Genomic DNA, 12,350 nt, shown 5'->3' on the forward strand with positions numbered 1-12,350 from the left:
ACCGGAGAAGAAGCGCCGCGGCCGACCGAAGGGCAGCGCCTCCCCCGCACGAGCGGGGATGAACCTTTCTTCTCGGTCAGGGGGATGCCGAACCGGGCGCCTCCCCCGCATGAGCGGGGATGGCCCAACTTTCCCATCCCATCAGGTCAGGCCCGCGTTCAAAACTTGTGCAGAACCACATCGCACCGAGGCCGACGTGATCAGTCGAACTCCCACGGCCTGGGGGCGGTCGGAAAGCGGATGGCCAGACGCGAGCGCGCCGACAGTGTGAGACCGAGTTCCGCCATCAATCGCAGCATCAATTCCACCTGCTTGTTCGAGATCGTCAGCCAGGGCGAGACCTGGACATAGCCGGCGGGCATCTTCAGCAAGAGCGGCGTCTCTGCCAGCTTGCGCTCCGCCTCGACCCAGCGGCCATAGGCCTGGCAGTAGGCCGCCAGCACCGCCCGGTCGACCTGCGTCAGAATCCCGATCTCGTTCAGCGTGCCGGCGACCCGCCGCCACTCCGTCTTCGCCGTCGCCGACAGGTGCACAGGACAGGTCGGCTGGGTCGTCGGCGGCTTCGGTTCGCGCCCGTTGACCCGCCGCTTGCCGCGATTGCCCTCGATCAGCTTCAGCGCCGTCGGTTTCGGTTTCCGGCCCCTCATCGCTGCGCCATGATCGGTTCGATCGGGAAGTTGTCCCCTTGCACCCCCCGAGTTTGTCGACTCCTGCGGGTCATTAGGAATGGCTCCTCAAGGCAAAAACCCGCAGGAATGCGGGCTTTGTCGGTAGATTGGTCATGGGGATACCCGGTCGGGAATTTCGCGGTTCTCTGTGTGAAGGACCCGCGCCGGTCCGTGATCGAAGCCCTGTAGAGATTCGACCTCCCCCCCTGTCTGTCTGAACTGTGCGAGAGTGAGGGTGCGGAAGGGAGCCCGTCCCCCCCGAGGGTGTAGAGCCCGTGCGGGAGCATGGGCCCCTTCCGCGTTCCTTGAACCCTGAACAGTTGCTTGGGACCAGCGATCCCGCACGACATGGACAGGAGTTCTTACCATGCCACAAGCCGTCGTTGGCTGCGATCTCTCGCGCGCCTTCATCGATCTGTTCCATCTGCCCGACGGGACAGTCGATCAAATCCCAAACACACCCTCGGCCATCGCGGCCTTTCTCGAGACGCTCGAACGCGATGCCCTTGTCGTCTTCGAAGCAACCAGCGAATGCGATGGCGAACTGATCCGCGTGCTCGCAGGGCAAGGCCATCCCTATTGCCGCGTCAACCCGCGCCAGGCCCGCGAGTTCGCCCGCGCCACCGGCGTGCTCGCCAAGACTGACCGGGTCGATGCCCATCTGCTTGCGCGCATGGGCGCCGTGCTCGATTTGCCCGTCACAATCCCGCTCAGCCCGGCGCGCACCCGTTTGTCCGATTTCCTGAGACGGCGCAGGCAGTTGGTCGAGATGCGAAAGGCCGAAAAACTGCGCCGCCACAGCGCAGGATAACCGGAGATCGCCGCCGCGATCGAAGCGATGATCAATCTTCTCAACGGTCAGATCGCCGAACTCGATCAGCGCATCGCCCGCCTCATCAAGGACGATCCCACTCTGGCCCAACAGGCGAAACTCCTGACCGATGTACCAGGCATTGGCCCGACCGTTCTCGCCACGATCCGGGGCGAACTGCCCGAACTCGGCACACTTTGCAGGCGCCGCATCGCTTCCCTCGCGGGCCTGGCACCTCATGCCAGAGAAAGCGGAACATGGCGCGGGGCACGACGCATCTGGGGTGGTCGGCGAAAGGTCCGTGAGGCTCTCTCCATCGCGGCCCTCTCTGCTTCCCGCTGCATTCCAGCCCTCACCGCCATGCGTGACAGACTGCGGCTCAAGGGTAAGGCTCCCAAGACGATCCTCATTGCAATCGCACGCCAGTTCCTCGTCATCATCAACGCAATGATCCGAAAACAGACCCCAATCAGGATAGCCTGACAAACACAGTTGCCTCGGTTCTGATTTCCGGGTCTCGGGCGCGGGTGGGTGGCAGTCGCGACGTTCTCTGTGGTCTGACCAGGGAGCAAATCGACGAGGCGCGGGAGCGCACGCTTGACACCAAACGCATTCCCGAGGACGACGCCCGCTTCGTGATGTCGTCGCCGCTGCTGCTTCTCTACCTCGTGCGGGGGCAGCTTGGAGACAAGACCTTCCTGGACGATAGCCTGATCCTGCCGGCCCTGGCCCTCCATTTCCCCGGCGAACGCGATCCGAACGCCCGCAAGCGCTATGTCCGCTACCGGCTCAACCGCATCGCCCAGCAGGAGGAAGCATTCGGGTTGTTCGATGACGAGCCTGCAGTCGACGAGGACATCGATGATTGAGCGGCTTTGGGAATCACTGCGTCGGTCCACGACCGCAGTGCAGCAAAGGGTCGATGCAACGCATCCATTGGACCTTTACGCCGATTTCGAGCCGCCCGACCGGCCTAGCCTGCTGCTCTTGACCACCAAACGTCCTCCTGTAGCGCGCCCGGCGAAGTCCGTCACCCTCCAGACCGGCCGCCAGCAGGATGGGCGCTGGGCATTGCGCGCAACCGGCGCGGACGGAGACTACGTGGCCTTCCTAGAGCGGTTTCGGTCCTGGTTGACCCACCCTTCCGCCCCATCTGCCGCTGCCGCGAGGACAGGGAGACTGGGCGGGTGAGCCCGCTGGAAAAGACTCCGCTCTAGCCATCATGCCGGGGGAGGCCTTGGCAGAAATCTATATCCGCCACGGCAGCCGGCTGCTTGAGGGCAATGTCCGCACGTTTCTGGGCCGCCGGGGCAATGTCAACCGTGGCATCCAGAAGACGCTGGCCGAGGAGCCCGGACGGTTTTTCGCCTACAACAATGGCATAGCGGCCACCGCATCGGCGATGGAGGTTGGCGAGGACGGGCCGGGTGGCGCGCTGATCACCAGCCTGACAGACCTGCAGATCGTAAACGGCGCCCGGACCACGGCCTCGCTGGCGACGGCACTCCGGGACCGAAAACTCCCTGCCGGCAGGGTGTTTGTGCCCGTCAAACTGTCGGTGGTCGCACCCACTGTCGGAGAGCAGCTGATCCCCCTGATCTCACGCTACGCGAACAGCCAGAATGCGGTGCGCGCCAGCGATTTCTTTGCCAACCACGCCTTCCACCGACGGATCGAAGAGATCTCGCGGCGGATCCTGGCGCCCGCGACCGACGGATCGCAGGTCCAGACCCACTGGTATTACGAGCGGGCGCGAGGCCAGTATCTGAATGACCAAGCCGCGCTGACGGCAGCCCAGAAGTCGCATTTCCAGCGCATCCATCCAAAGTCCCAGGTTATAACCAAGACCGACCTTGCCAAAGTCGAGACGTGCTTCGCCGGCGAACCCGACACCTCGTGCCGCGGCGCCGAAAAGGCCTTCATACTGTTCGCAAAGGCCGTGACCGACGATTGGAAGGCAGAGCGGAAAAGAGCTGAATACACCGATGACTGGTTCCGGGACGCCGTGGCCAGGGCCATAATTTTCCGGGCCTCCGAAAAGATAGTATCCGCGGCACATTGGTACGAGGGCGGCTATCGGGCCCAGGTCGTTGCCTATATCTGTGCCCGCCTCGCGCGCCTCGCGGCTGAGCAGACAAACGGAGGCCGACTGGACTACCGCCGCATCTGGGGCGCTCAAGGCCTTGACGAAGTCTTCCACCGACAGTTGGACGCCATTGGCGAGGCAATGATGCAGGTGCTGCGCTCGCCACCACGGGAGGGCCAGAACATCACCGAGTGGGCAAAACAGCAGGCGTGTCGCGAGGTCGCGATGAAAACGGCCGTGCCAATCGCGGCTGGCTTCAATGCTTGGCTGGTCGGAAAAGATGTCGACCGGAGCGAGCGCCGCGAACGGCAGGCGAAAGGCGTGGTCGATGATGATCTGCGGGCCATGCAAACCGTGCTGGCAATCCCAAGCCGCGAGTGGATTCGTTTGCGGGAGGAATTGCGCCGCCGCCGATTGGTGCTAGGGCCTGACGACGCCGCACTTCACGCCGCCTGTGGCGAAGCTGGCCGTCCGCCAAACGAAGTTCAGGCAAAGCGCCTTCTGGACTTGTTGGACAGGGCAGAGGAAGCGGGCCTCCGCGCGCCGGCTCAAACCATTGCGCAAAATGCATGACGCTGCATGCCAACCCAGATTGTTTCCGTTTCGATCCCAATCCGGTCGGCAAGAGAAAAATCAGGGGGATATTTCGACCCCGGTTCCCTTCGACGCGAGCGCACCCGGCTTCGAACCGGAGACCTTCGGCCGGGAAACTATCACCAAATCAATGCATTACAAAACAGGTGCCGAACCGTCGGAGTCACAAGCTTCGGAGAATAACGGCCGAGAGAGCACGAATTCGGCCACGACACCGTCCACCGAGGTCACAAGCCCATTCGCCATAACCCTGGAATACAACGAAAACATCCGGCCGAAGCCGGATGCGGAGAACATTGTCATGAGAACAGATGGCGGACAGGGAGGGATTCGAACCCTCGGTACCCGATAAGGGGTACGGCGGATTAGCAATCCACTGGTTTAAGCCACTCACCCACCTGCCCAGCGATCCGCGCCAACGGGCCTCGTGTGTACGATCCTCGCCCGATCCTGTCAATCCTGGCATGCACCGCTTTTTCGTGCCAACTAACACCCTATATCCAAACGATCGCTCCCCTGACCGAGTTGCCTCACCCCATGGTCACATTAAGTCTGGTCGCCGGTTTGACTCTGCTCTTTGTCGGCGGCGAAGCCCTGGTACGGGGTGCGGTCGGAACGGCGCGCGCACTCGATATTTCGCCGCTCCTCATCGGCCTCACCGTGGTCGCCATGGCGACCTCGGCGCCGGAAATGGTCGTGTCCCTGGGCGCCGCGCTGGAAGGCAAGGCATCTATCGCAATCGGCAATGTCATCGGCAGCAATATCGCCAACATCCTGCTGATCCTCGGCGTGGCCGCGGTGATCACCCCCCTGCCCTGCGCCCGCGCGCTGGTGTTCCGCGACGGGACCATGATGGCCCTGAGCGCGGCAGCCCTGGCGGCCCTGGCGTTCAGCGGCATCATAGCGCGCTGGCAGGGTGGCCTGATGCTGGTGGTTCTGGCTGGCTTCGTCTTTCTGACATTCCGGATGGAGCGGCGCGGGCGCAACGGAGGGGCGGAAATCCACGAGAGCGAGGCCGAAGAGGTCCCCTCGCCGCCCGGCGGCGTGGCGGGCGCCATGGTCATGCTGGCGCTTGGCCTCGGGGCGTTGCTGATTGGCGCGGAATTGCTGATCTACGGCGCCACGGAGACCGCCCGAAGCCTGGGCGTGTCGGAGGCGGTGATCGGTCTCAGCCTGGTGGCGCTCGGCACGTCGCTGCCGGAACTGGCCAGCGTCGTCGTGGCCGCCTGGCGCGGCCATGCCGACGTCGCCCTCGGCAATGTCATCGGCAGCAATATTTTCAATGTGCTGGCGATCCTGGGATTCACGTCCTCCGCGGTTCCCATCCCGGTCGACCCGCAATTCACGGAGGTCGATATCTGGGTCATGCTCGGATCGTCGATCCTGCTCTTGCCGCTGATGCTGACCGGCGGTCGCCTCAACCGGATCGAAGGCGGCCTGTTTCTGGGCGGCTATGCCGCCTATATCGGCTGGCTCTACACCTGCACCTGAGCCCGCGCCGATCGCCACACCGGGCTCGACGCGCGGCGGGCAGTATTGCCGGCTCCCGGCACTGACGGCAACGGGGCGGCCCCGAGGGATCGGGGCCGGTGTCGTCTCAGGTCAAATCTTCGGTCGGCGCGTCCGGCGCGTTGGTCTTCACCGACTCGATGCCGTTGTCCCGACCGGCCTCGGACTCATAGCTTTCGCTCGTGCCGATCACCTGGCCGTTCGTGGCCTTGAGGTTGAACATGAACTTGCCGGCCTTGGTGTCCTTGCGCTCGTAGCGCGCATCGTGGGGCGCGTTGGTTTTCACCGAAGCAATGCCGTTTTCGGCGCTGGCGCGTTGCTTGTAGCCCTCGCTCGCCAGAATGTTCTGGCCGTTGCCGGCCTTCAGGCGGAAGCGGAACTCGCCCGCCTTGTCCTTGTAAAGTTCGAATTTCCCGGCCACGACCTTGCATCTCCTTGTCTGACATGAGGCAGGCTGCGTGCCGATATCAACGATTGCAGCCAATTCATGATGTTGCGTGCGTTTTTATCGCACGACTTTGAAAAAGTCGCACCAAGGCGCCGGCCCGTCAAGCATCCCGGTTGCAGTCCCGCAACCCAGCGGTGCGCCGGCGGCAGCGCCGGACACTCCCGCCGGCGACCTGCCGGTCAGCCGAAGCGGCCGGTGATATAGTCCTGCGTGCGCTTTTGCTTCGGCACGGTGAAGACTTCGTCGGTCTCGGCATATTCGACCAGTTCGCCCAGATACATGAAGGCGGTGAAGTCCGAGACGCGGGCCGCCTGTTGCATGTTGTGGGTGACGATGGCGATCATATACTCCTCCTTCAGCTCGTCGATCAGCTCCTCGATCTTGGCCGTGGAGATCGGGTCGAGGGCGGACGCCGGTTCGTCGAGCAGGATGATCTCGGGCTTGATGGCGACGGTGCGGGCGATGCACAGGCGCTGCTGCTGGCCGCCGGAAAGGCTGAGGCCGCTGGCGGTCAGCTTGTCCTTGACCTCGTCCCACAGCGCGGCGCGGCGCAGGGCCGACTCCACGCGCTCGTCGAGATCCGTCTTGTCGAGACTTTCATAGAGCCGCACGCCGAAGGCAATGTTCTCGTATATGGTCATCGGAAATGGCGTCGGCTTCTGGAACACCATGCCGATGCGCGAGCGCAGCAGGTTCACATCCTGCCGGGGCGACAGGATGTCCTCGCCGTCGAGCAGCACCTCGCCGGTTGCGCGCTGGCCCGGATACAGATCGTAGATGCGGTTGAGAACCCGCAGCAGGGTCGACTTTCCGCATCCCGAAGGGCCGATGAACGCGGTCACCCGCTTGCGGTAGAGCGACAGGTTGATGTCTTTCAGCGCGCGGGTGGAACCGTAATAGAAGTTCAGGTCGCGGATGGTGAGCATCGGATCGAGGTCGCCGGCGGGCAATGCCTCGAAGGGCGGGGTCTGGGTGTGAATGGCGTCCATCAGGGTTTCCTCGAACCGACAAGCGTGCGGGCGCCGATGCTGAGGGCCAGCACCGCAAACGTGATGATCAGCGCGCCCGTCCAGGCGAGTTTCTGCCACTCTTCGTACGGGCTGAGCGCAAACTGGAAGATCACCGTCGGCAGGCTGGCGATCGGCGCGTTGAGATCGGTGCTCCAGAACTGGTTGTTGAGCGCGGTGAACAGCAATGGCGCGGTCTCGCCGCTGATGCGGGCGACCGCCAGCAACACGCCGGTCAGCATGCCGGCACCGGCAGCGCGATAGCAGACATGCCGGATGACATAGGCGCGTGGCATTCCCAGGGCGGATGCCGCCTCGCGCAGATGGTTCGGCACCAGCGACAGCATGTCCTCGGTGGTGCGCACCACCACCGGAACGACGATCAGCGCCAGGGCGACCGCACCGGCCCAGCCCGAGAAATGGCCCATCGGATAGACCATGATCTCGTAGACGAACAGGCCGATGACGATGGACGGCGCCGACAGCAGGATGTCGTTGATGAAGCGGATCACCGAGGTCAGCGTGTCGTTGCGGCCGTATTCGGCCATGTAGGTGCCCGCCAGAATTCCGATCGGCGTGCCGATCAGGATGGCCACCAAGGTCAGCATCAGGCTGCCGACGATGGGGTTGAGCAGGCCGCCGTCCGATCCCGGCGGCGGCGTCATCTCGGTGAATACCGCGACGGACAGGCCGCCGAAACCGTTCCAGAGCAGGACGCCCAGCACCAGGGCCAGCACCGTGAGGCCCAGCAGGGTGGCGCCGAGCGAAAACACGACGGCGGCCGTGTTGCGGCGGCGACGGCGGCGGTAAACCGGATTCATGGCGCTCACCTCCCCTTCTTCTCGGCGCGCTGCAACAGATAGCGCGCGCCGCCCAGGACGACGAATGTGATGGCGAACAGAAGCAGGCCCAGCGCGACCAGCGAGGAGGTGTAGATGTCGCCGTCCGCCTCGGTGAACTCGTTGGCGATGGTTGCGGAAATCGTGGTTCCGGGCGCCAGGATCGAGGTGGAAATGCGGTGGGCATTGCCGATGACGAAGGTCACCGCCATGGTCTCGCCGAGCGCCCGGCCCAGTCCCAGCATGACGCCGCCGACCACGCCGACGCGCGTGTAGGGCAGAACCACATAGCGGAAGGTCTCCCAGGTGGTGCAACCGATGCCGTAGGCGGCCTCCTTGAGCACCGGCGGCACGGTTTCGAACACGTCGCGGGATATCGAGGTGACGAACGGCAGCACCATGATGGCCAGGATCAGGCCGGCGGTCAGGATGCCGATGCCATAGGGCGGCCCGGCAAAGACGGACGAGAGCACCGGGAACGGCCCGAACACTTCGATCAGGAACGGCTGCACTGTCTGCTGCAGGAAGGGTGCCAGCACGAACAGGCCCCAAATGCCATAAATGATGCTGGGAATGCCGGCCAGCAGTTCGATGGCGATGCCGATCGGCCGGCGCAGCTTCATCGGACAAAGCTCGGTCAGGAACAGCGCGACCATCAGGCCGATCGGCACGGCGATCAGCATGGCGATGATCGTGGTCATCACGGTGCCGTACACCGCCGCCAGCGCGCCGAATTTCTCGGTCACCGGGTTCCAGCTCTCGGTGTAGAAAAACTCCAGGCCCATGTGGTTCAGGGCCGGCAGCGATCCCTCGACCAGCGCCAGGATCACGGCGCTCAGGATGACCAGGACGCTGATGGCGGCCGATTTGGTCACCCACCGGAACGAACGGTCGAGGCTGCGCAACCGCTTGAGAACATCCCGGCGCGCAACGACCGCTCGGCCGCCGACTCTCTCTCGCCGCAGACTAATATCAGCCACCCGATGCCTCTCCCTCACATTCCATCGCCAGCGCGACCGGCCTACCGCCCAGCGACCATCGCATCTGCCGGAAGCGACAGCGGGCGCGCCAACAAGGGCCATTGGAGACGGTTCAATCGACAAAAGGGGCGGGCCTGTTCAACCCGCCCCAAATCATGGTGCCAGAATGACAGGCTAGTTCGTCATTTGGTAGACGGACATGCCCTTGGCGTCCTTGATCTCGCTCGACCAGGTCTGCTCGACCTGCTTCACGACGCTCTCGGGCATCGCCACATAGTGCAGTTCGTCGGCCATTCCCGCGCCGCTCTTGTACGACCAGTCGAAGAATTTCAGCGCCTCGCGGGTCGCGTCCGCGTCCTTCGGCTGGGCATAGACCAGGATCCAGGTGCCGGCGGTCATCGGCCAGGACGCATCGCCCGGCTGGTTGGCGAGGATGACGCCATAGCCCGGCTTCGAGGCCCAGTCGGCACTCGCCGCGGCCGCCGCAAACGCTTCGGCGGTCGGGGCAACGACCTTGCCGGCCTTGTTCATCATCTTGGCGTAGGGAAGGCCATTCTGGAGGGCATAGGCATACTCGACATAGCCGATGGAGCCCTTGGTGTTGGCGACGTTGTTGGCCACGCCCTCATTCCCCTTGGCACCGATGCCGACCGGCCATTGCACGGCCTTTTCGGTGCCGACTTCGCTCTTCCAGTCGGCGCTGACGTCCGACAGATAGTAGGTGAAGTTGAAGGTGGTGCCCGATCCGTCGGAGCGGTGCACGACGGCGATGGCCTGGTTCGGCAGCTTCGCGTCGGGGTTCAGCGCCTGGATCGCCGCATCGTTCCACTTGCCGATCTTGCCGAGGAAGATGTCGGCCAGGGTCTTGCCGTCCAGCGTCAGCGCGCCGGCGGCGATGCCGTCGACATTGATGACCGGCACGATGCCGCCCATCACCATGGGAAACTGGACCAGGCCGTATTTTTCCAGGTCCTTGCCCGACAGCGGCGCGTCCGAGGCGCCGAAGGTGACGGTCTTGGCCTTGATCTGCTTGATGCCGCCGCCGGAGCCGATCGACTGATAGTTCAGGCCGATGCCGGTCGCTTTCTTGTAGGCGTCGGCCCACTTGGCATAGATCGGATACGGGAATGTCGCACCGGCGCCGGAAATGTCGGCCGCGCTTGCGGTGGAAAGCGAAGCGACCAGGGCAAAGCCGGCTGCCGCAATCGCGCCTTTCAGGTTCGAGAACTTCAAGAGACTTACTCCGTGCTGGTGTGAACGACCAACTCGTCTTGGTGTCATGTGCGGAGCCCGGGACGACACGTCGTCCGCCGGGGCTCGCGTCCGGCGCAGGCAGGTTTCCGTCTGCGCGAGGCCCTTCTAGAAAGGCCGCGTTGCGGTTTTGTGACAGCGCGTAACATTTCCCGCCCAAGCCCGGCGGGGCAGACTGCCGCAGGCTTGGCCGCCATCGCGCGCCGGGCTGCATTCCCCGCGCCCAAACCGCATCGCGCGCCCCACAAACGCGGCCATCGCAATTCGCGGCCAAACGGCTAGCATCGGTGCCAACCACACCGATCCCACCAGGGCAGGACCCCACGCCATGACCGCCATCGCCTTTGCCATTCCCGACGACCTGCAACAGGTTGCCCGCTCCGTCGAAGCCTTCTGCCGCGCCGAGGTGATCGGCCGGCACGAGAAGCACCACGACGTGCTGAACGACCCGCGCAACACCTTCCGCGCCGATGGCCGCCTCAGCGACGAGGCCATCGCCCAGATCCGCGCCGTGCGCCAGGCGTCCGCCAAGGCCGGGTTTTTCAACGTCTCCGTGCCGGAGTCGCTGGGCGGCGCCGGCCTCGGCATGATCGCCTATTACACGCTGATCGAGCAGGTCTACCGCCTTTGCGGCCCGCACCACTGGCTCTGCGATTTCGTGATCTCGCACTGGGCGTTCGGCCCCAGCGCCGTGCTCACCGCCATCACCGACGCAGCGCGCGAGCGCGTGCTGCCGGACATGATGGCCGGCCGCACCATGCTCTGCTTCGGCATGTCCGAGCCCGGCGCCGGATCCGACGCCGCCATGCTCCAGACCCGCGCCGTGCCGACCGACAAGGGCTGGAAGATCACCGGCCGCAAGATCTGGACCACGCACATCCCGATTGCCGACTATGTCATCGTCTTCGCCCAGACCGACCCGGAGCGGGCGGCGAAGAAGCAAGGCGGCATCAGCGCCTTTCTCGTGCCGACCTCGGCCCCCGGCATCCAGGTGGAAAGCATCATCCGCATGCACGGCCATATCGGCGGCTATGAGGGCATCACCGTGTTCGACGAGGTCGAGGTGGAGCCGTGGCAGCTGGTCGGCACGCTGCACGACGGTTTCAGGATCGGCCTGCTCGGCGTTTCCATGGGTCGCATCTACAACGCCGCCCGCGCCGTCGGCCTCGCCCGCTGGGCGCTGGAAATGGCCATCGACTACGCGCAGCAGCGCCAGGCGTTCGGCCACGCCATCGCCGAATACCAGGGCGTCAGCTTCCCGCTCGCCAATGCGGCGACCGAGGTGCACGCCGCCCACCTGATGGGCCTGAACGTCGCCCTGCTGCTGGACCGCGGCGAGCGCGCGATCAAGGAGCTTTCCATGGCCAAGGCCTATTCGGTGCAGGTGGCCGCCCGGGCCATCGACCAGGCGATCCAGACGCACGGCGCCATGGGCTTCACCAACGAGTTGGGCCTGCACGAGGCCTATGCGCGCGTGCGCCAGGCCAATGTCGCCGACGGCACCAACGAAATCCTGGCCCGCACCATCGCCCAGCGCCTGTTCAAGGGCGACCTGGACCTGTAGCCCCCCATCGCGATCGCCCCCCCCCTGTCTCCCGGCTGCCGCAAAGCGGCGGGCCGGGACCGGCCTCATCCCCCCGAACACCGCCGGCGCCCGTGTTCACGAGAGCCGCCGGGGGCGTACCGGCCTCAAAAAAATACCGGCGGGACGCGATGCTAGATCGCCTCCCGCCGGCATTATGGTTCGCCGGCTTCGAAAAGCCGGCCGCCCGCGAGCGAGCTTACTTCACCAGGGTCAGATTCTCGGCAGAGGACTTGCCGTTCTTGCCCGGTTGCAGCTCGTACTTCACGACCTGGCCTTCGCTCAGGCCGGAAAGACCGGCGCGCTCAACGGCGGAGATGTGCACGAAAGCGTCCTTCGAACCATCATCGGGCTGGATAAAGCCATAACCTTTGACGGAATCGAACCACTTCACGGTACCTTGGGTCATGTAACAAATCTTTCGGTAGTTTACTCGCAGTCAGAAACACCTGACTGCTTCTTCATCTCAGCAGGTCGTCGTAATGTATAGAGGCCGAAGGTAGTTACCGTAAGCGCCGCACACAGAAGATTCGATTGTGAGACGGTGTTTAGATAAGCCATGGTAGAGTTTTTTC

Annotated in this window: 13 protein-coding genes and 1 tRNA gene; 6 read left to right on the top strand and 8 right to left on the bottom strand. The window is 64.3% G+C overall.

The window, feature by feature from the left end; genetic code table 11:
- Nucleotides 1–200 precede the first annotated feature (200 nt).
- Nucleotides 201–647, bottom strand: coding sequence for a phage terminase small subunit P27 family (locus H6844_11520; protein ID MCB9930027.1), 447 nt, complete (start codon nt 645–647; stop codon nt 201–203).
- A 388-nt stretch (nt 648–1,035) separates the two neighbouring features.
- Here H6844_11520 and H6844_11525 point away from each other — a divergent pair, with 388 nt between their 5' ends.
- The 4 genes from H6844_11525 to H6844_11540 all read left to right on the top strand — a co-directional run bounded on the left by H6844_11525 (nt 1,036) and on the right by H6844_11540 (nt 4,138).
- Entirely contained in the window at nt 1,036–1,479 is a 444-nt protein-coding gene (locus tag H6844_11525; protein MCB9930028.1) for a transposase, read from the top strand.
- Nucleotides 1,480–1,506: 27 nt separating this feature from the next.
- The gene (locus H6844_11530) at nt 1,507–1,962 is read left to right on the top strand and encodes an IS110 family transposase (protein ID MCB9930029.1); all 456 of its coding nucleotides are present in this window, start codon (nt 1,507–1,509) and stop codon (nt 1,960–1,962) included.
- A 44-nt stretch (nt 1,963–2,006) separates the two neighbouring features.
- The gene (locus tag H6844_11535; GenBank protein MCB9930030.1) at nt 2,007–2,348 is read left to right on the top strand and encodes a hypothetical protein; all 342 of its coding nucleotides are present in this window, start codon (nt 2,007–2,009) and stop codon (nt 2,346–2,348) included.
- Between the two features lie 368 nt (nt 2,349–2,716).
- Nucleotides 2,717–4,138 carry an AIPR family protein gene (locus H6844_11540; GenBank protein MCB9930031.1) on the top strand — a complete coding sequence of 474 codons (1,422 nt, stop codon included), beginning with the start codon at nt 2,717–2,719 and terminating at the stop codon, nt 4,136–4,138.
- A gap of 333 nt (nt 4,139–4,471) precedes the next feature.
- Here the strand turns inward: H6844_11540 and H6844_11545 are convergent.
- Nucleotides 4,472–4,563 (bottom strand) — tRNA-Ser (locus H6844_11545).
- Between the two features lie 133 nt (nt 4,564–4,696).
- Between H6844_11545 and H6844_11550 the strand changes: the two genes are divergently transcribed.
- A complete protein-coding gene (locus tag H6844_11550) occupies nt 4,697–5,650 on the top strand; it encodes a calcium/sodium antiporter (protein ID MCB9930032.1) in 954 nt (317 codons plus the stop codon).
- A gap of 106 nt (nt 5,651–5,756) precedes the next feature.
- On the opposite strand, the gene H6844_11555 is transcribed toward H6844_11550, so the two are convergent.
- From H6844_11555 to pstS, 5 genes are all read right to left on the bottom strand, one after another.
- Entirely contained in the window at nt 5,757–6,089 is a 333-nt protein-coding gene (locus H6844_11555) for a YegP family protein (GenBank protein MCB9930033.1), read from the bottom strand.
- A gap of 206 nt (nt 6,090–6,295) precedes the next feature.
- A complete protein-coding gene (gene pstB / locus H6844_11560) occupies nt 6,296–7,105 on the bottom strand; it encodes a phosphate ABC transporter ATP-binding protein PstB (protein MCB9930034.1) in 810 nt (269 codons plus the stop codon).
- A complete protein-coding gene (gene pstA, locus H6844_11565; GenBank protein MCB9930035.1) occupies nt 7,105–7,944 on the bottom strand; it encodes a phosphate ABC transporter permease PstA in 840 nt (279 codons plus the stop codon). The genes pstB and pstA overlap by 1 nt, the downstream gene beginning before the upstream one ends.
- Before the next feature lie 5 nt (nt 7,945–7,949).
- On the bottom strand, nt 7,950–9,044 hold the full coding sequence (gene pstC / locus H6844_11570) for a phosphate ABC transporter permease subunit PstC (protein MCB9930036.1): 1,095 nt from the start codon (nt 9,042–9,044) through the stop codon (nt 7,950–7,952).
- A gap of 72 nt (nt 9,045–9,116) precedes the next feature.
- Nucleotides 9,117–10,223: a phosphate ABC transporter substrate-binding protein PstS gene (pstS, locus tag H6844_11575; GenBank protein MCB9930037.1), complete on the bottom strand. Its 1,107-nt coding sequence runs from the start codon at nt 10,221–10,223 to the stop codon at nt 9,117–9,119.
- A 298-nt stretch (nt 10,224–10,521) separates the two neighbouring features.
- Between pstS and H6844_11580 the strand changes: the two genes are divergently transcribed.
- A complete protein-coding gene (locus H6844_11580; protein ID MCB9930038.1) occupies nt 10,522–11,757 on the top strand; it encodes an acyl-CoA dehydrogenase family protein in 1,236 nt (411 codons plus the stop codon).
- A 217-nt stretch (nt 11,758–11,974) separates the two neighbouring features.
- On the opposite strand, the gene H6844_11585 is transcribed toward H6844_11580, so the two are convergent.
- Nucleotides 11,975–12,184 carry a cold-shock protein gene (locus tag H6844_11585; GenBank protein MCB9930039.1) on the bottom strand — a complete coding sequence of 70 codons (210 nt, stop codon included), beginning with the start codon at nt 12,182–12,184 and terminating at the stop codon, nt 11,975–11,977.
- Nucleotides 12,185–12,350 lie beyond the last annotated feature (166 nt).

It is taken from the genome of Alphaproteobacteria bacterium (genome assembly GCA_020638555.1).
Taxonomy (GTDB): domain Bacteria; phylum Pseudomonadota; class Alphaproteobacteria; order Bin95; family Bin95; genus JACKII01.

Excerpts from the sequence above, each read along its gene's own strand:
- H6844_11585 (MCB9930039.1), bottom strand. The coding sequence starts at position 12,184 with ATGACCCAAGGTACCGTGAAGTGGTTCGATTCCGTCAAAGGTTATGGC.
- H6844_11520 (MCB9930027.1), bottom strand. The coding sequence starts at position 647 with ATGAGGGGCCGGAAACCGAAACCGACGGCGCTGAAGCTGATCGAGGGC.
- pstS (MCB9930037.1), bottom strand. The coding sequence starts at position 10,223 with ATGACACCAAGACGAGTTGGTCGTTCACACCAGCACGGAGTAAGTCTC.
- pstC (MCB9930036.1), bottom strand. The coding sequence starts at position 9,044 with ATGGCCCTTGTTGGCGCGCCCGCTGTCGCTTCCGGCAGATGCGATGGT.
- pstA (MCB9930035.1), bottom strand. The coding sequence starts at position 7,944 with ATGAATCCGGTTTACCGCCGCCGTCGCCGCCGCAACACGGCCGCCGTC.
- H6844_11530 (MCB9930029.1), top strand. The coding sequence starts at position 1,507 with ATGATCAATCTTCTCAACGGTCAGATCGCCGAACTCGATCAGCGCATC.
- H6844_11550 (MCB9930032.1), top strand. The coding sequence starts at position 4,697 with ATGGTCACATTAAGTCTGGTCGCCGGTTTGACTCTGCTCTTTGTCGGC.
- H6844_11525 (MCB9930028.1), top strand. The coding sequence starts at position 1,036 with ATGCCACAAGCCGTCGTTGGCTGCGATCTCTCGCGCGCCTTCATCGAT.
- pstB (MCB9930034.1), bottom strand. The coding sequence starts at position 7,105 with ATGGACGCCATTCACACCCAGACCCCGCCCTTCGAGGCATTGCCCGCC.
- H6844_11580 (MCB9930038.1), top strand. The coding sequence starts at position 10,522 with ATGACCGCCATCGCCTTTGCCATTCCCGACGACCTGCAACAGGTTGCC.